Below are 24,813 nucleotides of genomic sequence, written 5' to 3' on the forward strand. Positions count from 1 at the left end.
CCGTGATGCAGGGTCACAATATTATTGTGCGTTCTGCGTGCCGCTCGGCGTGGTCACGCCCGTCGGACCACCACCGCTACCCTCAGGTGTCGGATCGCGGTCGGTGGCTTCCGGCGGCTTGATGGAGCCGGTTGCCGGATTATTGTCGAACGTGCCCTGGCCCGAGGGCTGTGCGTTGATCGGGTCCTGGGCCGTGGACGCGGTCGAAGCCGGTTCGTTGGTCGTGCCTGGCCAGATGGCAAAACTCGCCGCAGCGATCAGAATGACCAGAATTCCAGCTGCCAGCACACCCCAGAGCGAAACACTGCGCCGCTCATCGGCAAGCGTTTTTTCCTCTTCATAGGATGCCTGCCCGAGCGGCATGCCTGTATTCTCATCCACAATTCGGTTCTTGTCGTCACCATATTGGGTCATCGCTTGATCCTCCAATCTGTGCGAGAGAAACCAAATTGGCGGGAAGATGTTCCATCGAGCCCGCTCTACGCAGTCCATCCCTCCCGGCATCACATACCGGCCAAGGTCAACGCCTTTATCCAATTCTGCCTCGAACTCATCAGCGACTAAAGAAATTCCAGCAAAAGTTCTGCGTCCGGAATCACGTGAAAACAAAGAGATGGAGCGTTCCGTATTTCGGGGAAAATGGAAATGCTCATCGGTCTTCGAAAGTTGGTGACAACCTTTCAGCCCATGTTCCGAACCCACTGAAACGTAGGCTATGAAATTCCACAACTGGAAACACCGCCGAGGAAAGCCATGAAGGGTTTCGCCACCAGCCTCACTGCCTCCCGCCTGGAGGAAACGCTGGCCTTCTACATGACACCGGAGGCAGGCAGCCGCAACGAAGCCGACGACAACAGCGAGAAAAGCGGAGCGGTGTCCACCAAGACGGCAGATCACATCGCCGAGCGCACGACACCCCTCGCGGCGCTGACGGAAAACTGAGCCTTTTTTACTTTACGACCAGGACTGGAATACCCGCCTCGGAAAGAACCTCGGACGTCTGGCTACCGAGCATGAGCCGCGAGATTCCGCGGCGGCCGTGCGAAGAAATAACGATCAGGCCGCAACCCTGCTCCGCCGCCGTTTCGAGAATGGCCGTGGCCGGCGAAAGGTGCACCTTGCTGACGAAGTCGGCGACCACACCGACGCTCTTCGCCTTTTCCCCAATGATCTGCTTCAGATCCTCGATCTCTTTCCGACGACCCTCGTTGTAGCTGTCCATCGCTTCCGCCTGCACGATCCCCTGGAGCGCAAAACCGGTCAGCGGCACGATGACGCTCACGATTGTCACGGGAAGGTTGAGCGCCTTGGCAAGCGCAAGACCATGATCGACACCCCGAGCGGCGAGTTCCGAACCGTCGGTGGGCAGCAATATGCGATTGTACATAGGAGATCCGTTCTGCTGGCTGAAGTCAGATGAAGGGGAATTCAACCGCAATCGTAATCCCGCGCCTTGACGCAGGTCAACGCCGAGCCCCCGTTCAAGAGGACTCCAGGACATATCTTATCAATTCCAGAGGAAATCCTTGCTCGTGATCCGCGAAGCAAGCTTCAGCGTGCCGTCGGGCTGAACGACATAACGTTCGAATTCCCGATAACCGAACTCTCCGAGAAACGTGTGCTTGATGACAGTGCCGGGTTTATAAGGCGAATGGATAACCTTGCCGCCATAGGTCAAGCTGCCCGGGATCGGCTGGTCCTGCGTCGTCGTGCTGCAGCCGGGAGCCAGAAGAAGCATTGCGACAACGGCGTATTTCATTGCAGATCCCCGGTACAGTGCACCTGTCGGTCGAAATTATAGCGTCTGCGCCGCTACGGCGCACTTATTGTTTTGCTTTCGAGGACAAGTGGTAGCGGAGGTCCGTTGTGGTCATGACGGCGCCTGCCTCAAAATAAACCGTCGCTTGCACTGGTACGTCTCTTGCATCGTTAACAATACGCCATCCCATCAGGAGTATTGTGTAATGGAATGGGACACCTCGATCGAATTTGATCCGGTGATTCTTCTCTTTAAGGATCCCGACAGGATCTTTTCCGTCAGGACGGCCATGGGAGCCGCCAACGCGCTCATAAACGAGTTCCCCTGCAATGACGGAGAGGCGTTTCTTGCTGCGATTGAAATCTGTCTGGACGTCGTGAAGGGCAACGCTGGACCGGAGCAACTCAGAGCGGCGATAATTCGTGCCGCAAACGAGGCTGGCGTTACGGCTATCGATGTGCTGAACTGACTGTTCAGCACGACAGCGCTCGCTACCTTTGGGTGCGGGCCTCCGCCTCCCACCATATCTGCGTTGTGTGTTGCTTCCAACAATGTTTCGTACTCTAGCGTCTAGGCTCCGGCATCCCTCGTATTCCGGTGCCGGAGGTCGCTTTGAGGAAGGCTCTGATTGCCGGATCTGCTTCTCGTCGCGCTCACTGAGCCCTTATAAAAAACGGTGCGGTATCGGACTTTGGTCCGATTGTAGACCGCGGTCTGTCCGCTAGTTTCCACTCTGCTGTTCGTCCAGAGTCAGTACGAAGAGGGTGTCTCTCCCTGACCGGAGGCCACCCTTTTCAATTTCTTCTTGAGATTCCGCCAAATGCCCTTGGCAGCTTCTTCGCCCTCAGGCAGCGCCCCACTCATTTGATGATGGTGGCGATAGGGTCCATGCTCTCAATTTCGTCTTTTCTGATTACGGGAGACGAGGGACGATCCAATTGTCAATGTAGCGGTTGAGAGGATGAATACCTCTTGGCTAACCGCCCAATAGAGAGACGCCTGATGTTTGAGACCAGTAACCGGAATAACTGGGATTTTAGGGGTTAAGGGCTTTTGCGAAGGCGGGCGGTAAAAGCCGCGATGTAAGTCTTGACACGCCGCTGCGAGAATTCGAGCCGATCCGATGGCAAAATAGCGCACCTTCAAAAATAATCACAAACGGGCTTTGAAAAGCCTTTTAAAGCCGCTCAACCCGCCTTCAAATGATTGATTTCATTGGAGCCTGGATTTGAAGTGCTGGTTTCTGGCGGACCCCCAAGCACTACTGAAACGGACCCGAAATCCATATTGACGTTTGCCCTGCAGGGAAAACCTCGGACAGACCTCGTCTTTCGCCCGAAATCCGGGCCTTTCAGCGGCTCGACCTCTTCGACGAGGTTTGCCCGGCTGCCAATACCACCGCCCCATCAATCATCTGACATCATCGTTTGACAGGTACTACCCTCGGAAGAGCGTGAGAATATTTTTGGGCGCGTTGTTCGCGATCGATAGCGATTGAACGGCAAGTTGCTGCTGCGTCTGCAGCGCCGTCAGCTTTGAAGATTCCTCTTCCATATCTGCATCCACCAGCCGACCAATGCCCGTCGTCGTATCTTCCATCAGCCCTTTGGTGAACTCTTCCTGCATCTCGAGGCGTTTCTGCATCGAGCCGACCGAAGCGGCACCCGCTTGAACGGCCTGCATTCGCACTTCGAAATACTGGATCAGACTGTCGTATTCCTGCTGCCGTTCGAATACGCCCACATGAGCCATGTAGCTTTCCCCATCATGCAGAAAATAGTCGCTCTGCATTTCCTGCACTGTGCCGCTGATGCTGTCGTAATAGGTCAGCGAATTGTTGGCGTAGCCAAAGGGAAGCAGTTCATCCAGCAGCCCGAATTCTTCGTGGCCCACGGTCGTCCAGAAACCGTCGAGCTTGCGGTTGTAATTGACCATGACCGTGTCGCTCTTCGGCAGGCTCGCCGTCTGTACTTTGCCGCCGCTATAGCCGATGACGAATTCCGTTGTGCTTCCGGGCAGAGGATCGGTCGTGTCGTTTCTGAGAAGGTTCACGCCATTGTAGGATGAGGAGTTGATGATCGAGTTGACCTGGCGAAAGTGCTGGACAATTTCCGCGTCGACCTTGGCAACTGAAGATCCTTCGTAAAGAGGATCGGTTCCAGGTGAGTACCAGAATGTGGTGTTGCTCGTTGCCGGTGTCGGAAGGCTTTTGGCGGTGACCAGCAGCGCTTTGATCGAAGACATTTCTTCAATAATCTGGCTCATCCCAGTGTAGGTCGTGTCCAGGATGGCTTGTCCGAGGCCGATACTATCGTGCACGGCAGACGTCGCCTTGTTGTCCGATCTCATCGTGGTAGCGATCGACCAATAAGCGGCATTATCGGCCGCCTTGTCGACGCGATAGCCAGAAGACACGCGCTGCTGCGTATCCTGAAGGCTACTGTTAACGTTGCGGAGTGTCTGAAGTGCAGCAATGGCAGAGTTGTTCGTGAAGATGGACGACATTCGGAGTCTGCAAATATCTATAGTAGCAAGGAAGGCGCGCATTATGCATCTTTGAGATGTTCATTATCGGACGGGGTTGGTTAACAGTAGGTTACCACCGAGCAAGATATGTTGTGATTTCAATGAGATTGCAGCATGCGGTCAGATACGTTCCAACCTCTGAGGGGCAGGCAAAGGCCCAATCCCTCGTGCTGACCGGGCCTCTCCATTGCCGCCTCGTCAGGGTTGAGCGTGGCGGGCGATCAGGGATTCGCATTCCTCCAGCCGTCAACGCAGCAAGGCCAAAAAGAAGCCCGCCGAAGCGCGCCAATTCAAAAACTGGCCAAATGGGACTTCGAGTGGGCGGATAGCTGGTCGGAGCCAAAATTCAGCAAATACCGTTGGAAAGACCAGGAGCACGGAATAGTCACGATCATCGGCGACAAGCTGAAACTTCAAAACCGGTTTGGAGCTTAGAAGCACGTCACCTACACCTGCGATGTAGACCCCGTTTCTGAAGCGTCTTAGCGGTCGAGGTCTATTGATCCCCTACGGATCTTCAAACCGCCTTTAAACGCTCTTTAAAGGCGGTTTCACGAAATCGAAAAATTCCGATTTCTCGTGTCAAAATTCCGAAAAATCGCGTCCGGCTACAACGGATTGTTACCTATGTCTCCGGGTCGGACAATGAATTGACTGGTAGCGGAGGAGGGATTTGAACCCCCGACACAAGGATTATGATTCCTCTGCTCTGACCTACTGAGCTACTCCGCCACTGGTCAAACGATACCGTTCGCGAAGCGCTTCCGGTTCGTGGGATGTGCGGCTTATAAGGTGCGCTTCCGCTTTGTGTCAAGCACATGATGGAGAAAAACGGTGGCTTTCCGCAGCCCTGTTCTTAGCCGTTTCAGGCCATGGCATGATGGGAAAGCAGAGCCTTCAGAGAGGCTTCCGCAGCCGGCTCGCGCTCGGAACGCTCGATGAAGCCGCCGCCGAAGACGCGGGCGTCGTCGCCGGGCGCCGAATAAAGCGCACAGGCCTGTCCGGGCGCAATGCCAGCCTCGCCAACCGTCAGGTCGACATAGATGCCGCTCGCATCGATATGCAGCACGGCAGGCGCCGGCGCGCGGGTGGAGCGCACCTTGGCATAGCAGGCAAAGCCTTCGCCTGAGGCTGCGACCTGAAGCGTCTCGTCACCCAGCCAGTTGACGTCGCGCAGGTAGACGCGATGCGTTTCCAACGCTTCCTTGGGGCCGACGATGACGCGGCGCGAACGGGCATCGAGATAAACAACATAGAGCGGCTCGCCGGTGGCGACGCCGATGCCCCGGCGCTGGCCGATCGTATAATGCAGGATACCCTCGTGCTGGCCGAGGATACGGCCGTCCAGATGCACGATATCGCCTGCCAAGGCCGAATTCGGCTTCAGCTTGGTGATGATATCGGAATATTTGCCCTGCGGCACGAAACAGATGTCTTGGCTGTCGGCCTTCTTGGCGACGACGAGACCCATCTCTTCGGCCAGCCTGCGGGTTTCCGACTTCGGCAATCCACCCAGCGGAAAGCGCAGATAGTCGATCTGCTCCTGGGTCGTGGCGAAGAGGAAATAGCTCTGGTCACGATCGGCATCGGCCGGGCGATAGAGCGCGCGGCGGCCGGGATTGCAGGAAGAAGGGTTCCGGCGTGAGCGGATATAGTGGCCGGTTGCCAGCGCATCGGCACCAAGCTCCTTAGCAGTCGCCAGAAGATCGGCGAACTTGACCGTCTGGTTGCAGGCAACGCAAGGGATCGGCGTTTCGCCGGCGACATAGCTTTCCGCGAAGGGATTGATGACGGTCTCGCGAAAACGCTTCTCGTAATCGAGCACATAATGCGGAATGCCAAGCGTTTCGCAAACGCGGCGCGCATCGTCGATATCCTGACCTGCGCAGCAGGAACCGGCGCGGTGGACCGCTGCGCCATGATCGTAAAGCTGCAGCGTGATGCCCAACACATCATAGCCCTGGCGTTTGAGAAGCCCGGCCACGACGGAACTGTCAACGCCGCCGGACATGGCGACGACGACACGGGTGTCTTCCGGCTTCTTGTCAAAATCCAGTGTGTTCACGGGTGCTGCCAAATTCTATGCTGTTTCGATCCGCCTTTTCTCACGTCGGAATGTGGCGGATTTCCTGTATGTCCGGCGGGATCGGCCGCCAGCTTGCATGGGCGACGGATATAGAAACTATTGCGTCTCCGCGCAAGGGCCGGCTTTTCGGGGCCTTGCCGCCGGCGTCATGCGCGGGTCACGCATTGCAGCTATTCGCAATCGACCTTTGATCGGCCGCATTTCATCCCATAGATGAAATGACCCACCTTTTTGTAGATTCGGATAAATGACAGCCGCCTCCACCGCGCTTCGTGGCGTCCTTGTCGCATTTGCGGCCTATGCCGTCTTTGCCTTCAGCGATGCATCCATCAAGGCCCTGCACGGCACGGTTCCCTCCTTCCAGGTCGCCTTCACGGGTGCGATCCTCAGCCTTGCTGCGCTGCCTTTCATCAAAGGACGAGGAGATTCATGGCTCGACATTTTCAGGACGACGAACCGGCCGCTCTGGATGGTGCGCTTTGCGGCTGGCGCGACCGGTGCAATCGCCTCCATCATCACTTTCACCAAGCTGCCGATGGCGGAGGCTTTCTGCCTGCTGTTTCTGCTGCCGTCCTTCGTCACCATCCTCTCGGTCATCTTTTTGAAGGAAGATGTGCGCTGGCAGCGCTGGGCCGCCGTCATCGTCGGCTTCCTGGGTGTGCTCGTGGTTCTGAGGCCGGGTTTCCGCGAACTGTCCGTCGGCCATCTGGCGGCGACCATCGGCGCGATCGCCGCCGCCGTTGCCATCGTCATCCTTCGCAAACTCGGCCCGGCCGAAAAGCGCCTCTCGCTTTATGGCGCCTCGCTGCTCGGCACCCTTGTTGTCAGCGGCCTGCTCATGCTCTCGCAGGTGGTCGTGCCAAGCCCGCAGCAATGGCTGTTCCTTGCGAGCTACGGCCTGCTCGGCGCAGCCGGTAACGTGATGCTGATGACTGCCGCGCGGCTCGCCCCTGCAACGCTGGTCGCGACACCGCAATACAGCCAGATGATCTGGGCGATCGCCTTCGGTTATCTCTTCTTCAACGACAGCGTCGATCTGCCGATGGCTTTCGGCATCGTGCTCATCATCTGCTCGGGCCTGCTGACGCTGATCCGCGAACGCAAGCGCCAGGTCCCCTTGCCTGCAGCCGTTGCCTCCGGCGACGCGCAGTCGCCGATCGCAACGACGCCAGTGGAAGGCGACGAAGAAGCCCCGACGCGATAGGCCTATTTCACTGCCTCGCGCCTGATGCGCAGACCCAGTTGGGGCGCAGCGCAGCATGGGAACGGAAAAGGCATCAAAAAAGACGCAGCCGAAGCTGCGCCTTCAAGAAAGAGGTGGATATTACCGGCTCAGGTGCCGATCAATTTGTTGCAGGCAAGTGCGATGCCCGGGTTGGCGATGATGGCCGCCATGAGCGCCAGACCGATCATCGACAGTGTGTAGCGTTTCATGTGCATCCTCCTTTTCCAGCCCCGCAGAGAGTATGCAATGCTGACTGGCATTCTCAAAATAACGAATGATTGAGAAAGTTGTGTAGGCAATAGACCATCAGCCCTCCAGGCTGGGATCCACAAAGAGCGAACCATCATAGGCGCCGCAGCACGTGCGGAAGGCGACGACGATCCAGATTGCGGCAAGGGCTGCGACCAGAACTTCCCCGAAACCCGCAAGTGCCGGTAGCGGGAAAATGCTGGAAAGTCGCAGCGTCGCGACGGCATAGACACCGATCGGGAAAGTATACCCCCACCAGCCGAGATTGAAGGGCAAGCCCTGCCGCAGGTGGTTGATGGTGATCGCGACCGCCAAACCGAGCCACCAGAGGCCATAGCCCCATAACAGGACGGCACCCAGCAGAGCCGCACCCGAAATTGCCGGAGCCAATGCACCGAGCCCGCCCGCAGCGAGAGCTTGCTCACCATTGACGGAAAACAGTGCAAGACCAAGCGCACCGGTACCAACAGGGCCAAGCGCCAGGAAGCTCGTTGCCGCCATGCCGGCCGGCGGCAGCTTGTGCAGGGCCATACGCAGGAAGAGGATGATGAGAATGCCGAGAGCGAGTGGCACCGAGCAGGACCACAGCACGAAACTTGCAAAGAGCACAGAAAGCTGCGTGCCTTCGGCAAGGTGCGGCACCAATAATCCGCCGCTGGCGGCTGTGACCTCCGATGCGACGATCGGCAGAAGCCAGATGGCGCTCATATGCTCGATGGCGTGCTGCTGTCGCGTGAACATGACCAGCGGAATGGCAAGACCTGCCAGAACCGCCAGCCCCGCATCCGCCCACCACAGTTCCGATGCGATAGCAACGGCAGTGTCACCGACGAGAGCTGGCCCGAAGATCAGGAAGCCGTTGACGATGGTCGCAAGTCCCATCGGTATACAGCCAAAGAACATCGAGACCACCGGATGGTCGAAGGCCCTCAGTGCAGCGCCGGGATGCAGCAGCCACTTTCCCGCATATATGCAGCTCAGAACCGCAAACAGCCCAATATTCGCCAGCCACAACGCCTCACCCGCAGCATGGAGTGCCGGTGAACCAGGAAACTGGCCAAGACAGACGGCAAGGATACCGGTTCCCATCGTCGTCGCAAACCAGTTCGGCGTGAAGTGGCGCAGGACTCGCGCCCGATGACGAACAGCCGGGGCGGAGGGAGATAGATGAAGGACGGCCATGACGAATTCCTTTCGTTGACCGCTTTCCTATCGCCGTAAAATAATCGATTCCAACGATTTATTTTTATATATTTATTCGATAAAATCGAATAAATTCTGGAGGCGGCATGACACTGGAACAGCTTAGAATATTCATGGAAGTGGCAGCGCGTCAGCACATCACGAAGGCCGCCAATCATCTGAACATGACCCAATCGGCCGTCAGCGCCGCAATTGCTGCCCTGGAGACACGCCACGGCGTCACCCTGTTCGACCGCGTCGGCCGCTCGATCGCGCTGAATCGGACCGGGCAATTGTTCCTCAGGGAAGCACAGGCCGTTCTCGCCAGTGCAAAGGCGGCGGAAGCGGCCCTCATGGACCTTTCCGGGCTCATGCATGGCGAGCTCACCATCATGGCCAGCCAGACGATCGGCGGCTATTGGTTGTCGCCGCGGCTTGCCGAATTCCGGCGGGATTATCCGGGGATCGAACTGGCAATCCGCATCGGCAACACGGCTGAAGTGTCTGATGCCGTCGCCAATGGCGAGGTGGAAGTGGGCCTTATCGAGTGGCCGAGCGACAGGCGCGGCGTTTCGGCAAGACAGGTCGCCTTGGACGAGATGATCGTCGTCGTCGCCCCCGATCACCCCTGGGCGGACGGCAAACCGCATAGCCCGGCCGATTTTCCTCAGACGCAATGGGTCCTGCGCGAACAGGGGTCCGGCACCCGCCTCGCCTTCGAAAGCCTTCTGCAACAGGCTGGCCTTGATATCGATGCTCTTGATGTGGCGATGGTGCTGCCGGAAAACGAACCGCTCGTCGGCATCGTCGAAGCTGGCATCGGCGCCACACTGACGTCGCGCAGCGTCGTTGCCATGAAGCTGCGCAACGGTCTTCTCACCGAGGTGAATATGTCGCCTCTGCCCCGCCCCTTCTTCCTGCTGCGTCACGAAGAACGCTATCGCAGCAAGGCGGCCGATGCTTTCGATATGATGATCTCAAACTGATGCCCTTTCTGACCGCAAGCGCCGCCCACGCCGATAGAGACTACGCGATGCTACGGGCTTCATCATGTAATAGATGCTAGCGTCTAACCTGGAATACTTTTGCCTGGGCGATAGTTGGAGGGCCTCCATTTTACTTGGCGTCCCCTTATTTTCCTCCTTCTCACAAGCTGTAGAAATCCGATGGCCTCGGTATCCACTTGCTTGACAACGAAGACGCTGGTTGGGCCTACGCGCAAGCATTCTGGCAGTCCCACGCTTTTTCATTGAAGGCGGGCGCAGTCTCAAGCACGACGATAGGATTACCCATGAAAATAGCCGTTTTCAGCGCTCATACCTACGATAAGAACTTCCTGGACGAAGCAAATCGGCGTGAACCGGCGCCCTTCGACCTGATTTACCAGGAAGCCAGTCTGTCCTTGCAGACGGTAGCCTTTGCGCAGGGCTGTGATGCCATATGCGTCTTCGTCAACGATGTCGTGAATGCACCCGTCCTTGAGGCTTTACACAGGCTCGGTGTGAAGGGCGTTTTTCTCCGTTGCGCAGGTTTCAACAATGTCGATATCGATGCCGCCCAAAAGCTTGGTCTCCTCGTCGCGCGTGTGCCCGCCTACGCTCCGGAGGCCGTCGCGGAACACACGGTAGCGCTGATCATGACGCTTAATCGACACACACATCGCGCCTATAACCGCGTTCGGGAAGGCAATTTCATGCTCAACGGCCTGTTGGGTATGACCCTTCACGGAAAGACTGTCGGCATCATCGGCACAGGCAAGATCGGCCTCGCTGTCGCAAAAATCATGAACGGTTTTGGCTGCCGTATTCTGGGGTTCGATCCAACGCCCTCCCCGGAATTTACAGCCATAGGCGAAATGGTGGATCTGGATAGCCTGCTGGCACGGTCTGATATCGTCACGCTCCACTGCCCGCTCTTTGAACACAACCGACACATGATCAACAGAGAGAGACTGGGTTTAATGAAACCTAGCGCAATGCTGATCAATACGTCCCGCGGAGCACTCATCGATACGCGCGCGGTCATTCTGGCACTGAAGTCCCGTCGCTTGGGCGCTCTTGGTATTGATGTTTACGAAGAGGAGAGCACGCTTTTCTTTCATGATCGGTCGTCCGATATCATCGATGACGACGTCTTTCAGCGGCTGATGACTTTTCCCAATGTTCTGGTGACGGGGCATCAGGGCTTTTTTACCACCGAGGCCTTGCGCGAGATTGCAGACGTCACGTTTCAAAACCTGAATTGCCTGATCAGTGGGACAAGCTGTCCGAATGCCGTTCTGAAGGCATGAAGCCTCCTTCTGACACCAAACCTGAATTCGAACGAACCAGGAAGGGCCGATGTGAACAGCATTCTTGGTTTGCTGGCAAATAAGCTTTCAATATAAATCAGGACCGCGTACCGAGGCTGATCCCATGTCACGATCTCAGGCTGACGCTGTCTTCAACTGTCGGCCGTAGATCAATGCTTCAGCCTCATGCTGCGGCATGGGCTTGCCGAAAAGATAACCCTGCACCTCGCCGAAACCTTCGGCCCGCAGCTTCTGCAACTGCTCCTCGGTCTCGATGCCCTCGGCAAGAGTGACGGCATTGAAGCCGGAGCCAATGCCGGCCACGGCCCGCACGATGGCCAGATTGCCGGGATCCGTCTCGATGCCGGACACAAAACTGCGGTCGAGCTTGATCTTGTCGAAGGTGAAGGCGCGCAGATAGCTGAGTGACGAATAGCCCGTACCGAAATCATCGATCGCAATACGCACGCCGAGTTCTTTCAGCGCCCGAAGCAGCGGCAGGCTCTGCGCCACATCGGCCAGGAAGACGGATTCGGTGATCTCGATTTCCAGCCGCTCGGGACGCAGTCCCGCCTCATCGAGCGCACCGACGACGCCGGAAAGCAGGCTTGCATGGCGGAACTGGCTGACGGAAAGATTGACCGCGATCTTCAGATGTTCCGGCCACGAAGCTGCGACGCGGCAGGCCTCCCGCAAGACCCAGTCGCCGATCGGAATGATCAGTCCCGTCTCCTCCGCCAGCGGAATGAATTCCATCGGCGGCACAAGACCGCGCACCGGATGCCGCCAGCGGATCAGCGCCTCGAAACCGCCGATGCCATCATCCTCGAGCTGAACGATGGGCTGATAGTAAAGCTCGAACTGCCCGTGTTCCAGCGCATCACGCAATTCGCCGGTCAGATGATGCCGACGCTCGGCCTCGAGCCGCATCGCAGGCTCATAGAAACGATAGGTCGAGCGGCCGCTTTCCTTGGCGGCATAGAGCGCGAGATCGGCATGTCGCATCAGCACATCGGCCTCGCCGGCATCGACCGGCGCCAGTGCAATGCCGATGCTGCAGGTGACATGCTCCCGCGTGCCATCAAGATCAAAAGCCCTGGCAAGTGACTTGAGCAGCAGGTTGGCGAAACGCTCTGCTCGATCTGACTCGACAAGCTGCAGCACGACTGCGAATTCGTCCCCACCGAGACGAGCCACAAGGTCGCCTTCATCGGCGAGCGCCAACAGACGCTCCGCCACTTGGCAGAGAAGCGCATCACCTGCAGCATGGCCCTTGCTGTCATTGACCGTCTTGAAGTGGTCGACGTCGATGTAGAGCAGTGCCACCGGTTTTTCGATGGAAGCGGTAATGGCCTGCTTGCGGATATGCTTGGAGAAGGCGGCACGGTTCGGCAGGCGCGTCAGCGAGTCATGCATGGCAAGATGCGCAAGCCTTGCTTCCACTGCGCGCTCCTCCGTCACGTCGTGCGAGATGCCGAGCAGATAGCGTGGCTCCTTCCCTTCAGGCGCCGGCAGGGCGCGCTTGACGGTGCGAAGGATCCGCTGACCGCCGTCGGCCCGCTCCATTGTCTCCTCGAAGCTGATCGTCTCGCCGGCGGCGAATGCCTCATGATCCTGCTCATGAAAGATGGCGGTCTGCTCGGAGGGGAAAAAGTCCCGGTCCACATGTCCGATCACGTCGCCGGCACGAAAGCCCATGATCTCGCCGCACGCCTCGTTCAGCAGGATGTAGCGGCCATCCTCTTCCATATCCTTCACGAAGACGCCGATCGGCAGATTGTCGACAATGCTGTCCAGCAGCGAACGCGTATCGGTGATCTGGCGGCGGGCGGCGTTCACCTCAGTGCGGTCCTGCACGATCGCCAGGATCGCAGTCCTTCCTTCAAAGCGCACCTCCCGGCCGTAAGTCAGAACCTCGATGGTCTCACCATTGGCCTTCAGATGCGTCCAGCGCTCGGCCTTCTCCATGTCGGTACGATCATGAACGGCGCTAAGCATCCGCTCCCGTTCGGCAGCAGGGCGGATATCGAGCACGGTCATGCCCTGATAATCTTCTGCGCTGTAGCCATAAAGCATAAGCGCAGCATCATTGACGATCAGGAAGCGGAGCGTATCCGGATCGTAGACCCACATTGGAGAGGGATGCGTCGCAAACAGCGAACGAAAATCATCAACAAGAGCTTCGGACTGCTCGGATATCGTCTGAAACGAGGCCATTGAGAAATTCACGCGAAATTAGAACCAATATTGAACGTAGTATAACCAGGAAAGTTAAATAAAATCACAATCATAGGCGGCTCAAACTTTGAGCTAACGCCTGTTAAACAAGCAGTTAGAGCCTTCGACGCCACTCATATCGCGATTTGGTTGAAAGCTTCCGCCGCTCAAACCAACGTATGGTTTGGATGCGAACTCAATCCCGCAGATGGAACCAATCCATCCCGCAAAGAGTTACTTATGCTGAAATTGCAACCGCATCTGCAGGGAGGCGATGATGCGCGCATCGGCAATGACAGATCACGACAGAATCCGCGAATGGATCGAGGCACGCGGCGGCCATCCCGCCCGCATGAGAAGCGGTACGGTTCGCATCGATTTCGGCAAGCCGGCAAATGCTGTCGAAGATATTTCCTGGGACGAATTCTTCAGGGTTCTCGATGAGAGCCGGGACGCTTTCCTTCATCATGACAATGAAACCAGCCGCCACTGAACGTCATCAGTCGATAACGCACCCAGGGTCCTATATAAAAACCCGACGCGGAGACCGCGCCGGGTTTTGCACATCTTCCTTGGGAGGAAAACTCAGTCGACGTTGAAGGCCAGCAGCTTTGCCTGGCGGATCGCCGGATGCGCTGTCAACTTGTTCAGAACGGCATCGTCAACCGCAGCATCGACATAGAGCAGAGCGATGGCGTCGCCGCCCTGCTTGTCGCGGCCGAGCTGGAAGTTGGCAATGTTGACGTCGGCAGCACCCAGCGTCGTGCCGATGAAGCCGATCATGCCGGGAACGTCGGTATTGGCGATGTAGATCATATGGCTGCCGACATCGGCGTCGAGGTTGATGCCCTTGATCTGGATGAAGCGCGGCTTACCGTCGGAGAAGACCGTGCCGGCAATCGAGCGCGTCATGGATTCCGTCGTCACGGTCAGCTTGATATAGCCGTCGAAGACGCCCGACTTGTCGCGCTTTACCTCGGAAAGAATGATGCCCTTTTCCTTGATCATGATCGGCGCCGAAACCATGTTGACGTCGGCAACCTGCGAGCGGATCAGGCCTGCGAGAACCGCAGAGGTCAGCGCGCGGGTGTTCATGCTGGCCGTAACGCCGTCGTAGAGGATCTCGATTTCCTTGATCGGCTCTTCCGTAACCTGGCCGACAAAGGCGCCGAGAACATCGGCGAGCTTGATGAACGGCTTCAGGATCGGCGCTTCCTCGGCTGTTATCGAGGGCATGTTGATGGCGTTCGAAACCGCACCCTTGACGAGGTAGTCTGCCATCTGCTCGGCAACCTGCAGAGCGACGTTCTCCTGCGCTTCCGTGGTCGAAGCGCCGAGATGCGGCGTGCAGACGACGTTCGGCAGGCCGAAGAGCGGGCTTTCCTTGGCGGGTTCGACTTCGAAGACGTCGAAGGCAGCGCCGGCGACATGGCCGGACCTGATGGCATCGGCGAGCGCTGCCTCATCGACGAGACCGCCGCGGGCGCAGTTGATGATGCGAACGCCGGGCTTCGTCTTGGCAAGCGCTTCCTTGTTCAGGATCCCGCGCGTCTTGTCCGTCATCGGCACATGCAGCGTGATGAAATCTGCCTGGGCGAGCAGCTCGTCGAGCTCGACCTTGGTGACGCCCATTTCCTCGGCACGCTCCTTGGAGAGGAACGGGTCATAAGCGACGACGTGCATCTTGAGGCCGATGGCGCGGGCACAGACGATGGAGCCGATATTGCCGGCGCCGATGACGCCGAGTATCTTGCCGGTGATCTCGACCCCCATGAACTTCGACTTCTCCCACTTGCCGGCCTGCGTGGAGGTGTCGGCAGCCGGAAGCTGGCGGGCGACCGCAAACATCAGGGCGATTGCGTGTTCGGCAGTCGTGATCGAGTTGCCGAAGGGCGTGTTCATGACGATGATACCGCGGCGCGACGCAGCCGGGATATCGACATTGTCGACGCCGATACCGGCACGGCCGACGACCTTGAGGTTCTTGGCCGCTTCGATGATCTTCTCCGTCACCTTCGTGGCGGAACGGATGGCGAGACCATCATAATTGCCGATGACTTCGAACAGCTTGTCCTTGTCCTTGCCGAGCTGCGGCTGGAAATCGACTTCGACGCCGCGATCACGGAAGATCTGGACGGCGGTTTCCGACAGTTCGTCGGATACGAGAACGCGAGGTGCCATGAGGGCCTCCTTCAAAGAGTTCAGCGATGAATGAATTCGGAATGCGGGGCTCCGCCATCAGGCGGAGCCGGATGCGATCACGTCAGGCGGCAGCCTGGGAAAGCGCGGCTTTTTGGGTTTCAAAGGCCCAGGAGAGCCACGGCATCAGCTTCTGCATGTCGGCGGTTTCGATCGTAGCACCCGCCCAGATGCGCAGCCCGGACGGAGCGTCACGGTAAGCGCCGATGTCGTAAGCGACACCTTCCTTTTCGAGGAGAGCGACGAGGCCCTTGGCGAAATTTGCCTGGCCATCGGCATCGAGAGCAGCCACATCCTTGTCGACGATCTTCAGGCAGATCGAGGTATTGGATTCGATCTCCGGCTTGACGGCCAGATTGGCAATCCAGTCGTTTGCGGCGACGAAATCGGCGATGGTCTTAGCATTGGCGTCGGCGCGACCGATCAGAGCCTTGAGGCCGCCGAGCTGCTTGGCCCAGAGAAGCGCATCGATATAGTCCTCGACGCAGAGCATCGACGGCGTGTTGATCGTTTCGCCCTGGAAGATGCCTTCGATGAGCTTGCCGCCCGAGGTCAGGCGGAAGATCTTCGGCAGCGGCCATGCCGGCTGATAGGAGACGAGACGTTCGACGGCGCGCGGCGACAGGATGAGGATGCCATGCGCACCCTCGCCGCCCAGAACCTTCTGCCAGGAGAAGGTGACGACATCGAGCTTGGCGAAATCGAGGTTCTGCGCGAAAGCGGCAGACGTCGCATCGCAGATCGTCAGGCCCTTGCGGTCGGCAGGGATGAAATCGGCATTCGGAACGCGAACGCCCGAGGTTGTGCCGTTCCAGGTAAAGACCACGTCACGGTCGAAATCGACAGTGGAAAGGTCGGGAAGTTCGCCGTAACCGGCTTCGATCTTGCGAACGTCCTTCAGCTTCAGCTGCTTGACGACGTCGGTAACCCAGCCGGCACCGAAGCTTTCCCAGGCGACCATGTCGACGCCGCGTTCACCGAGCAGCGACCAGAGCGCCATCTCGACGGCGCCGGTATCGGAAGCAGGAACGATGCCGATGCGGTAATCCGCAGGCACTTCCAGAATTTCGCGGGTGAGATCGATGGCCTGCTTCAGCTTGGCCTTGCCGACTTTCGCGCGGTGCGAACGGCCAAGGGCCGCGTCGGAAAGAGCTTCGAGCGTCCAACCAGGACGTTTCGCGCAAGGGCCAGAAGAAAAATGAGTGTTTTGCGGACGCACGTCCGGCTTTGCGGTATTCGCCATATTGCTACCCTTCCAGATAGATGGCTCCTCGTTGGGGAGGAGTGTCCCGCCGCCGTGTTTATGGGCGAAGCCCGTCATAGTCAAGCGGCTGACGTCGTTTCTGGAGGATATTTTGCCGCAGTGGCGATCGTCTTTCCGGTTACGCCGCACTGCTTGCGGTACAGCGGCCCTGAAAATTGAAGATGTTGCGACCAATGCAAGACGCCGCCTCGATATGGGCAGCAGCATTTCCCGCATCCGAGTCGAGAAACAGTTCCGACATCACGACATGGGCGCCGCAGTAGTCGAAAATGCCATGGTCGATCTGCGTCCTCATGGCGTTGAGATAGCCGTGCCGCTCATAGGTGCTGACATCTGCACCACCGATACCGACGAGATGCACCCGCAGATGCCCGAGCTTCTTCACGACCTTGCTGCCGGGTACATCGTCATAAGCCCAGCCATTGGCAAAGACGCGATCGATCCAGCCTTTCATCAGGGCCGGCATCGACCACCAATAGACGGGATAGACCAATACAAGCGCATCAGCGCGATCGATTCTCGCCTGCTCGGCGGCGACATCGGCGGGGGGCGCAGCTTTGCGGCGATGGGCAGCAATATCGGCTTCGCTGAATCTGGGATCGAAAGCCTCATCCGTTAGATCCGCGATGTCGAAGGAGTTGGCGCCGTCGAACGCCAATATGCCCGCGGCAATTTGCACAGCAACGCCATGGCTGAGAGAACCAGAATCGGGATGAGCGAGAACGATGAGTGCATGCATGTCGAAACCTCCTGATCGACGCTTGCGAGCAAGGTCGCCGGCTTATATACTTTTCGTAATCTACCTTTGGTAAGTTACTTTTCGTAGGTTATGATGTCAAGCGTTGACAACCGACATAACGGCACCACCGCGCGCCCGCGCCGCCGGCTTTCGAGAGAGGAACGGCATCGACAGCTTCTGGACGTGTCGTGGCAGCTGATCCGGGAAGAAGGGACCGATGCGCTGACGCTTGGCCGGCTCGCCGAACAAGCGGGCGTGACGAAACCTGTCGTCTACGATCATTTCGGCACACGGCCAGGACTGCTTGCTGAACTTTACCGCGAATTTGACGATCGGCAGACGGCGCTGATGAATACTGCGCTTCGTGAAAGCGGACAGGCACTGATCGACAAGGCAAAGGTGATGGCCGCCTCCTATATCGATTGCGTTCTCACACAGGGGCGTGAAATTCCCGATGTGATCGCAGCTTTGGCGAGTTCCCCGGAATTGGAAAAGGTCAAGCATGAGTGTCAGGTAGTTTTCATGGACCAGTGCAGATCCGTGCTTGCCCCCTTCGTCGGTGCAGGGGCCATCGCTTCAGCCAGCCTCTGGGCAATGCTCGGCGCTGCCGAAACTCTCTCTTACGCCGCCGTAACGGGTGAAATCACGGCCAGACAGGCTGAGAGCGAACTTTTTGAAATCATTCTGGCAATGGTCTCCAGAAACACTCGCTGAAACGAAAAAGCCGCCCCTCCGGGCGGCTTTCGATAATCTCTGAAGCTCTGGTCCTACTTATAGACCGGCTGCTGCAGCGGAATTTCTGGCGGTTCGTAGGCAACCGGCTGGGCGCAGCCGTCGAAGAGGTAACGGGCGCCGACGCGGGCTTCGTGGACGTTGATGCCGCGGTCGCGGCCCGGGCCGCCGTTTTCGTTATAGCCGAACATGTCGCCGCCGTTGATATGCAGATAGCGGTAGCCGACATCGGCCTTGACGTTGCAGGTCACGTCGATCGAGGCACCGGCCATGAGAGCGTAGCTGAAACGCCAGCCGCTGCGGCCGCCGTGAATGACTCCGTCATCGCAACCGCTGCCGTCGTCGGCGCAGGCAACGTTCTGGAGATCGTCCCACTTGACATAGGAACCACCGATACCGGCACCGACATAGGGCGTGAAGTAGGCGTAGGTGCCGAGGTCGACGTAAACGTTGGCGAGCAATGTATAGGCCGTCATCGACGATACATCTGTCGAAGTACATGCCACAGCGCAGGCACCGAAGGCCGCGCCGCCGCCAGTCGTCGAGCCGTGGAAGTCAGCGTTGGTGAGGTAGTCGAAGGTGAGGTCGGTGCGCAGATAGTTGTTGATCTGGTAACCGACACCGCCGCCTATCATCCAGCTATCGTCTAGATCGGCATCGTCGAAATCGGCTTCCAGAGCATTGCTCCCCTGGAAGAACTTCGCGCCGCGTAGATCAGTGAAGGCGTAACCGATATCACCGCGCAGGTACCAGCCGGTCGATTCGGTAACGGCGACTTCCGGCAGCTGTTCCGGCACGGGCTCGACCGGAGCAAGATCGGCAGAATAGGCGTTCGACGCGATCAACAGCGCGGCGAAGATACCGGACAAGGTTCGTTTCATGGATTCACTCCAGTCGGTTGCGTCGGCGTGCTGCCGCCAAAACGGTTACGCTTTTTATGGATAATGAATCGGAAACGTTAAAAGCTGCTTAACCATAAGAAGTAATTCGAATATTCACGGCAGAACATGTTTCGAAAAAGTAAATACGGGCCATCTGCCTGTTTCGACTTCTGGAATCTGCAAGACGACAAATAAAAACTGCTCCTCAGTCCGGATGAATATCGCGCCCTGCTCACCGAACACGGCCTCACAGTCGTCGCCCACAAGGTCGAAGACCCCGCCTGCGGCAGCCACACGGTCTGGCTCGCGCAACGCCAATAAAAAAGCCGGCACGAAGGCCGGCTTTCAATCCTTTTTGCGGCGCTTTCAGGCGGCGCTGCGTACGCTCGAAATCGTGCCGATGAGATCGTTGACGATGCGCTCGATCTGCGCCCGGTCGTCGCCTTCCGCCATGACGCGGATCAGCGGCTCGGTGCCGGACGGGCGGATGACGAGACGGCCATTCTTGGAAAGCTCGGCTTCCGCATCGGCAATCGCCTTGACCACCTGCAGGTCCTCCAGCGGCTTGCCGCCGGCAATGCGGACATTGCGCAGAAGCTGCGGCACAGGCTCGAAGCGGCGGCAGATTTCGCTGACCGTCTTGCCGGTACGCTTGACGGCCGCCAGAATCTGCAGCGCGGCAACGAGACCGTCGCCGGTCGTGCCGTAATCCGAAAGCACGATATGGCCGGATTGCTCGCCGCCGACATTGTAATTATGCTGGCGCATATGCTCGACGACATAGCGGTCGCCGACCTTCGTGCGGGCAAGGCCGAGCCCCTTGTCCTCAAGGAAACGCTCGAGGCCAAGATTGGACATGACGGTCGCAACGATACCGTTGCCGCGCAGCTGCTGGCTCTCGGCCCAGCTTTCGGCAATGACGGCCATCAGCTGATCGCCGTCGACGATCGAGCCGTTCTCATCGACGATGATGACGCGATCCGCATCGCCGTCGAGCGCAATGCCGATATCGGCACGCACTTCGTCGACTTTCTTCTGCAGGGCGACCGGGCTGGTGGAGCCGCAATTCAGGTTGATGTTCGTGCCGTTTGGATCGTTGCCGATCGTTACCACGTCGGCGCCGAGCTCCCAGAGGACGGCAGGCGCCACCTTGTAGGCCGCACCGTTGGCGCAGTCGACCGCGACGCGCAGGCCCTGCAAGGTCACGTCGCGCGGCAACGTGCGTTTGACGTGCTCGAGATAGCGATAGATATCGCCATCGACACGCTTGGCTCGGCCGATTTCCTCAGCCTTGGCAAGCTGTCCCGATAGATCCTTGTCGAGCAGGTCCTCGATCTGTGCTTCGATGTCATCGGAGAGTTTGTAACCATCAGGACCGAAAAGCTTGATACCGTTATCCTGGAACGGATTGTGCGAGGCCGAAATCATCACGCCGATATCGCATCGCAGCGAGCGCGTCAGCATGGCAACCGCAGGTGTGGGAATAGGACCGAGCAGGAACACGTCCAGTCCCGCCGCGGTAAAGCCGGCCACGAGGGCATTCTCCAGCATATATCCCGACAAGCGCGTATCCTTGCCGATCACCACACGATGGCGGTGGGCGCCGTTACGGAAAATTGTTCCTGCCGCGATGCCGACCCGCATCGCAAGGTCCGGCGTCATGGGGAAGATATTGGCTTGGCCTCGGATGCCGTCCGTCCCAAAATAGCGTCTTTTCATATGCACTCCTGCGCTTTCCGCGCGCCGTAGAAGCTTACGCATTCCTCAAGCAAGAATCCGGCTTCAAAGATTGGTGCTGCGCCCAAAACCTTGATCAGACTTGTCTTTAATCAGCGGAATGCCACAAAACCGCGTAACCGGCACGTAAATTACCAAGAAAACCGATTATATCCTGTTACTAATATTAAAAGGGCCGGATTCCCTGTGGAAATCCGGCCCTTTAAGCAAATTCCTGTTCAATTTCAGTGAGGCTGAGGTTCCAGCCCGCCCTCGGGTTCATCACCCTTGGAAGCTGGGCGCACACCGGCCTTCGGCACGGCCGAGCCGCGGCTCGGAGGCGAATCATCGCCAAGATCGCGCGCAGGCTTTTCGCCACGGATCAGCGCTTTGATCTCTTCGCCGGTCAGCGTCTCGTATTCGAGCAGCCCTTCGGCGAGCGCGACGAATTCGTCGTGTTTTTCCGTCAGGATCGTGCGGGCTTGGGTATAGGCCTCGTCGATCAGGCGGCGCACTTCATTGTCAATCTTTTGCGCGGTCGCTTCAGAGACATTCTTCGACTGCGAGACGGAATGACCGAGGAAGACCTCCTGCTGGTTCTCGCCATAAGCAACCTGGCCGAGCTCATCGGAGAAGCCCCACTGGGTGACCATCGCACGGGCAAGCTTGGTCGCCTGCTCGATGTCGGAGGAAGCACCCGAAGTGATGTTCTCCTTGCCGAAGGTCAGCTCTTCGGCGACGCGACCGCCCATCATGATGCAAAGGCGCGAGATCATCCATTTGTAGCTCATCGAGTAGCGGTCGCCCTCGGGAAGCTGCATGACCATGCCAAGCGCACGGCCGCGCGGAATGATCGTTGCCTTGTGCAACGGATCGGCGACCGCGACGTTGAGCGCAGTGATGGCGTGACCGGCCTCGTGATAAGCGGTGAGCTTCTTTTCCGCCTCGGTCATGGCCGAAGAGCGGCGCTCCGCACCCATCATGATCTTGTCCTTAGCGTCTTCGAATTCCTGCATGGTCACGACGCGCTTGTTGCGGCGGGCGGCCATGAGAGCAGCTTCGTTGACGAGGTTCATCAGGTCGGCACCTGAGAAGCCGGGCGTACCGCGGGCCAGAACCTTGAGATCGACATTCGGTGCCAGCGGAACGTTGCGGGCATGAACTTTCAGGATACGCTCACGGCCGACGATGTCAGGGTTCGGAACAACGACCTGGCGGTCGAAACGACCCGGACGCAGCAGCGCCGGATCGAGAACGTCGGGACGGTTGGTCGCGGCGATCAGGATGATGCCTTCATTGGCTTCGAAGCCGTCCATCTCGACGAGAAGCTGGTTCAGCGTCTGCTCGCGTTCATCGTTACCGCCGCCGAGACCGGCGCCGCGATGGCGGCCGACGGCGTCGATTTCGTCGATGAAGATGATGCAGGGCGCATTCTTCTTGGCCTGTTCGAACATGTCGCGGACGCGGCTTGCACCGACACCGACGAACATTTCAACAAAGTCAGAACCGGAAATGGTGAAGAACGGAACGTTGGCTTCGCCGGCAACCGAGCGGGCAAGCAGCGTCTTACCGGTACCCGGAGGGCCGACGAGCAGCACGCCGCGCGGAATCTTGCCGCCGAGGCGCTGGAACTTCTGCGGGTCACGCAGGAACTCGACGATTTCTTCCAGGTCCTGCTTTGCCTCATCCACACCAGCAACGTCATCAAAGGTCACACGGCCATGCGCCTCGGTCAGAAGCTTGGCCTTGGATTTGCCGAAGCCCATCGCGCCACGCGAACCACCCTGCATCTGGCGCATGAAGAACAGCCAGACACCGAGGATCAAGAGCATGGGCAGCAGCGTCCCGAGATAGCTCAGGAAGCCGGAAGAACCATCGGTTTCCGGGCGCGCAGTGACGGCGACATTCTTGCCCTGCAGGCGCTCGAGCAGATTGTCGTCGATGACGGGCGAATAGGTCTGGAAGGTATTGTTGTTTTCCAGATATGTCCCGGTCAGCCTGTTACCGGTGACCACGACATCCTTCACCCGGCCCGCATCAACCTCACGCAGGAACTGCGAATAAGGGATTTCGCGGGAACCCGTCTGCGCCGGAGCCGTCTGGAACATACTGAAGAGGGCAATCAGCAGCAACGCTATGATCGCCCACAATGCGAAATTACGTAAGTTAGGGTTCATCGAACTCCCCAGCACTGGACAGTCGCCTCATGGCGGCCGTCATATTTGGTCTCTAACATAGGGTTGCGCCAAGCCATTGCCAAGGCGATCCACTCTGTCAGATCGTTTTTCCGTCAATACTTCTTAAAGGCGGCTCCGCATAGGGCGCTCTTGAGAAAACTGCCGAAAGCCTGTCGGCAAAGGTGAAATCAAATCGTGTCAAAAAGCGGTCGAAGGGGGCAAAATAGGGCGCCAAATCGATGGATCGGACGGATTCTGAAGCTAAATAAGCTCCTTCCGCGGACAAGGCCGGCGCCGAGGCGATTGCGCGCTTCCATGCTGCTTTGGGAAGGTGCCCCAAATGATGCTCCCTCGTTCCTGTGCTTGTCATAGGAATCCAGCCACCGCGCGTCCGCGCGGTGAATGACTCCATATGCAGCGAAAGAGAGTCTTCCGTGCCCAAGGACTTGGGCACGCTGGATTCCTGTGACAAGCACAGGAATGAGGGGGAGTGTGTGGCCGCGGCTTCGATTGCGATCGAGGCCACCGATCCATTGCGTGCCGCGAACCGTCCATCCCAAACCCCGGCCTCTCCCGGCCGAAGCACCAGAGGCAGGATTCCACGGCTCTCACGCGCCAGATATAGCCCATCACGCCGCAGATCGAATACCACCCTGCCGACAGTCATTCGCCCCGGCTTGCCGCCAACAGTAAACGCAAGAAGCCGCTCCATCTGCACCCTCCCCGGCACAAACGACTGCCCGCCGAAAACGGCAGCCAGGCGGCCGAGCGCATAATCGAGGACGGCGTGATCCTGCTTCAGACCGTCAGGCATCACTTGCCCGAGCAGGCCGCCATGAAGCCTGAAATATCGATCCAGCCATTCGGCTCCCTCGGACGCAAGAGCCAGCCGCTCCTGCCCGGCCCCGCGCATATCTCTCTCTGCACCGGCTTCGGCCGATAGCTGCCGGCGCATCCGCACGCGTTCGTATTTCATATCCTCGTTGCTGGGATCGTCGATCCACGACACGTCTCGTGCGCTCAGGAAAGCGCGAATATCGGCACGGGTGGAGAAAAGCAGCGGCCGCAGGATCCAGAAGCGCCGGTCGAAGAGCACCGCATCGGCAATGCCGGTCGAAATCTGCTCCGCCCGCATCCCCCGCATCCGTAACGTCTCACGCTGATCGTCGGCCGTATGCCCGGTGACGATAAGGTTGGCTTCAAACGCTTCCGCCCCCTCGGCGAGAAGACCGTAACGCGCCTCACGCGCGGCAGCCATGATGCCGGTTTTCGGCTTCGCGCCCTGCCAGATTATCGTCCGGTGCGGAATGCCGAGCGATGTGCAGAGGGCTGCGACCTGACGCGCCTCGTCTGCAGATTCGGGGCGCAGCGCGTGGTCGATGGTCGCGGCGCAAAGGGAAATGGAAAGATTGGGAGCGGCCTTCAGCGCTTCGGAAAGCAGGAGGAGCAGGCCGGTGGAATCGCTTCCGCCCGAGATCGCGACCAGAATGCGCACAGGCGTCTTCAGCGAGGTGAGGAAACGGTCGACTGCCGCCTCAGGGGAAATGGGATCCTCCGGAAACAAACCGGAA

22 protein-coding genes and 1 tRNA gene are annotated in these 24,813 nt (G+C 58.4%); 8 read left to right on the plus strand and 15 right to left on the minus strand.

Annotated elements, in window-relative coordinates:
• Positions 1–21 precede the first annotated feature (21 nt).
• Positions 22–414 carry a hypothetical protein gene (locus tag FHT82_RS23680; RefSeq protein ID WP_246698219.1) on the minus strand — a complete coding sequence of 131 codons (393 nt, stop codon included), beginning with the start codon at positions 412–414 and terminating at the stop codon, positions 22–24.
• 339 nt (positions 415–753) lie between these two features.
• On the opposite strand from FHT82_RS23680, the gene FHT82_RS23685 reads away from it, so the two are divergent.
• Positions 754–942, plus strand: a complete 189-nt coding sequence (locus FHT82_RS23685) for a hypothetical protein (RefSeq protein WP_183735477.1) — start codon at positions 754–756, stop codon at positions 940–942.
• Positions 943–949: 7 nt separating this feature from the next.
• Here FHT82_RS23685 and FHT82_RS23690 read toward each other — a convergent pair whose 3' ends face one another.
• Both FHT82_RS23690 and FHT82_RS23695 read right to left on the minus strand, forming a co-directional pair.
• The gene (locus FHT82_RS23690; RefSeq protein WP_183735142.1) at positions 950–1,387 is read right to left on the minus strand and encodes a universal stress protein; all 438 of its coding nucleotides are present in this window, start codon (positions 1,385–1,387) and stop codon (positions 950–952) included.
• Positions 1,388–1,507: 120 nt separating this feature from the next.
• Complete coding sequence (locus tag FHT82_RS23695; RefSeq protein WP_183735143.1) at positions 1,508–1,759, minus strand: hypothetical protein; 252 nt, start codon at positions 1,757–1,759, stop codon at positions 1,508–1,510.
• Positions 1,760–1,964: 205 nt separating this feature from the next.
• Between FHT82_RS23695 and FHT82_RS23700 the strand changes: the two genes are divergently transcribed.
• Complete coding sequence (locus FHT82_RS23700; RefSeq protein WP_183735144.1) at positions 1,965–2,228, plus strand: DUF982 domain-containing protein; 264 nt, start codon at positions 1,965–1,967, stop codon at positions 2,226–2,228.
• Between the two features lie 968 nt (positions 2,229–3,196).
• On the opposite strand, the gene FHT82_RS23705 is transcribed toward FHT82_RS23700, so the two are convergent.
• Entirely contained in the window at positions 3,197–4,264 is a 1,068-nt protein-coding gene (locus FHT82_RS23705; RefSeq protein WP_183735145.1) for a flagellin, read from the minus strand.
• A gap of 231 nt (positions 4,265–4,495) precedes the next feature.
• On the opposite strand from FHT82_RS23705, the gene FHT82_RS23710 reads away from it, so the two are divergent.
• The gene (locus FHT82_RS23710; RefSeq protein ID WP_183735146.1) at positions 4,496–4,720 is read left to right on the plus strand and encodes a hypothetical protein; all 225 of its coding nucleotides are present in this window, start codon (positions 4,496–4,498) and stop codon (positions 4,718–4,720) included.
• A 220-nt stretch (positions 4,721–4,940) separates the two neighbouring features.
• Here the strand turns inward: FHT82_RS23710 and FHT82_RS23715 are convergent.
• Positions 4,941–5,017: transfer RNA gene (locus FHT82_RS23715), tRNA-Met, on the minus strand.
• A 133-nt stretch (positions 5,018–5,150) separates the two neighbouring features.
• Positions 5,151–6,350: a tRNA 2-thiouridine(34) synthase MnmA gene (mnmA, locus tag FHT82_RS23720; RefSeq protein ID WP_183735147.1), complete on the minus strand. Its 1,200-nt coding sequence runs from the start codon at positions 6,348–6,350 to the stop codon at positions 5,151–5,153.
• Between the two features lie 268 nt (positions 6,351–6,618).
• Here mnmA and FHT82_RS23725 point away from each other — a divergent pair, with 268 nt between their 5' ends.
• Positions 6,619–7,575 carry a DMT family transporter gene (locus FHT82_RS23725; protein ID WP_183735148.1) on the plus strand — a complete coding sequence of 319 codons (957 nt, stop codon included), beginning with the start codon at positions 6,619–6,621 and terminating at the stop codon, positions 7,573–7,575.
• Positions 7,576–7,902: 327 nt separating this feature from the next.
• Here the strand turns inward: FHT82_RS23725 and FHT82_RS23730 are convergent, their stop codons facing one another.
• On the minus strand, positions 7,903–9,027 hold the full coding sequence (locus tag FHT82_RS23730; protein WP_183735149.1) for a TDT family transporter: 1,125 nt from the start codon (positions 9,025–9,027) through the stop codon (positions 7,903–7,905).
• A 107-nt stretch (positions 9,028–9,134) separates the two neighbouring features.
• On the opposite strand from FHT82_RS23730, the gene FHT82_RS23735 reads away from it, so the two are divergent.
• Positions 9,135–10,013, plus strand: a complete 879-nt coding sequence (locus tag FHT82_RS23735; protein WP_183735150.1) for a LysR family transcriptional regulator — start codon at positions 9,135–9,137, stop codon at positions 10,011–10,013.
• A 305-nt stretch (positions 10,014–10,318) separates the two neighbouring features.
• On the plus strand, positions 10,319–11,317 hold the full coding sequence (locus FHT82_RS23740) for a 2-hydroxyacid dehydrogenase (protein ID WP_183735151.1): 999 nt from the start codon (positions 10,319–10,321) through the stop codon (positions 11,315–11,317).
• Between the two features lie 135 nt (positions 11,318–11,452).
• Here FHT82_RS23740 and FHT82_RS23745 read toward each other — a convergent pair whose 3' ends face one another.
• The gene (locus FHT82_RS23745) at positions 11,453–13,534 is read right to left on the minus strand and encodes a bifunctional diguanylate cyclase/phosphodiesterase (RefSeq protein WP_183735152.1); all 2,082 of its coding nucleotides are present in this window, start codon (positions 13,532–13,534) and stop codon (positions 11,453–11,455) included.
• 274 nt (positions 13,535–13,808) lie between these two features.
• Here FHT82_RS23745 and FHT82_RS23750 point away from each other — a divergent pair, with 274 nt between their 5' ends.
• Entirely contained in the window at positions 13,809–14,027 is a 219-nt protein-coding gene (locus tag FHT82_RS23750; protein WP_183735153.1) for a hypothetical protein, read from the plus strand.
• A gap of 92 nt (positions 14,028–14,119) precedes the next feature.
• Here FHT82_RS23750 and serA read toward each other — a convergent pair whose 3' ends face one another.
• The 3 genes from serA to FHT82_RS23765 all read right to left on the minus strand — a co-directional run bounded on the left by serA (position 14,120) and on the right by FHT82_RS23765 (position 17,736).
• On the minus strand, positions 14,120–15,715 hold the full coding sequence (serA, locus tag FHT82_RS23755; RefSeq protein ID WP_183735154.1) for a phosphoglycerate dehydrogenase: 1,596 nt from the start codon (positions 15,713–15,715) through the stop codon (positions 14,120–14,122).
• 82 nt (positions 15,716–15,797) lie between these two features.
• Positions 15,798–16,976 (minus strand): phosphoserine transaminase, encoded by a 1,179-nt coding sequence (locus tag FHT82_RS23760; protein WP_183735155.1) that lies wholly within the window; start codon positions 16,974–16,976, stop codon positions 15,798–15,800.
• A 139-nt stretch (positions 16,977–17,115) separates the two neighbouring features.
• A complete protein-coding gene (locus FHT82_RS23765; protein ID WP_183735156.1) occupies positions 17,116–17,736 on the minus strand; it encodes an NAD(P)H-dependent oxidoreductase in 621 nt (206 codons plus the stop codon).
• A gap of 93 nt (positions 17,737–17,829) precedes the next feature.
• Here FHT82_RS23765 and FHT82_RS23770 point away from each other — a divergent pair, with 93 nt between their 5' ends.
• Positions 17,830–18,450: a TetR/AcrR family transcriptional regulator gene (locus FHT82_RS23770; RefSeq protein WP_183735157.1), complete on the plus strand. Its 621-nt coding sequence runs from the start codon at positions 17,830–17,832 to the stop codon at positions 18,448–18,450.
• A 53-nt stretch (positions 18,451–18,503) separates the two neighbouring features.
• Here the strand turns inward: FHT82_RS23770 and FHT82_RS23775 are convergent, their stop codons facing one another.
• The 4 genes from FHT82_RS23775 to tilS form a co-directional block, all read right to left on the minus strand.
• Entirely contained in the window at positions 18,504–19,349 is an 846-nt protein-coding gene (locus FHT82_RS23775; RefSeq protein ID WP_183735158.1) for an outer membrane protein, read from the minus strand.
• Between the two features lie 366 nt (positions 19,350–19,715).
• Positions 19,716–21,068 (minus strand): phosphoglucosamine mutase, encoded by a 1,353-nt coding sequence (gene glmM, locus FHT82_RS23780; protein ID WP_183735159.1) that lies wholly within the window; start codon positions 21,066–21,068, stop codon positions 19,716–19,718.
• Between the two features lie 242 nt (positions 21,069–21,310).
• Complete coding sequence (ftsH, locus tag FHT82_RS23785) at positions 21,311–23,242, minus strand: ATP-dependent zinc metalloprotease FtsH (protein WP_183735160.1); 1,932 nt, start codon at positions 23,240–23,242, stop codon at positions 21,311–21,313.
• Positions 23,243–23,339: 97 nt separating this feature from the next.
• Positions 23,340–24,806 (minus strand): tRNA lysidine(34) synthetase TilS, encoded by a 1,467-nt coding sequence (gene tilS, locus FHT82_RS23790; protein ID WP_183735161.1) that lies wholly within the window; start codon positions 24,804–24,806, stop codon positions 23,340–23,342.
• Positions 24,807–24,813 lie beyond the last annotated feature (7 nt).

The organism is Rhizobium sp. BK275, assembly GCF_014193555.1.
GTDB lineage: Bacteria > Pseudomonadota > Alphaproteobacteria > Rhizobiales > Rhizobiaceae > Rhizobium.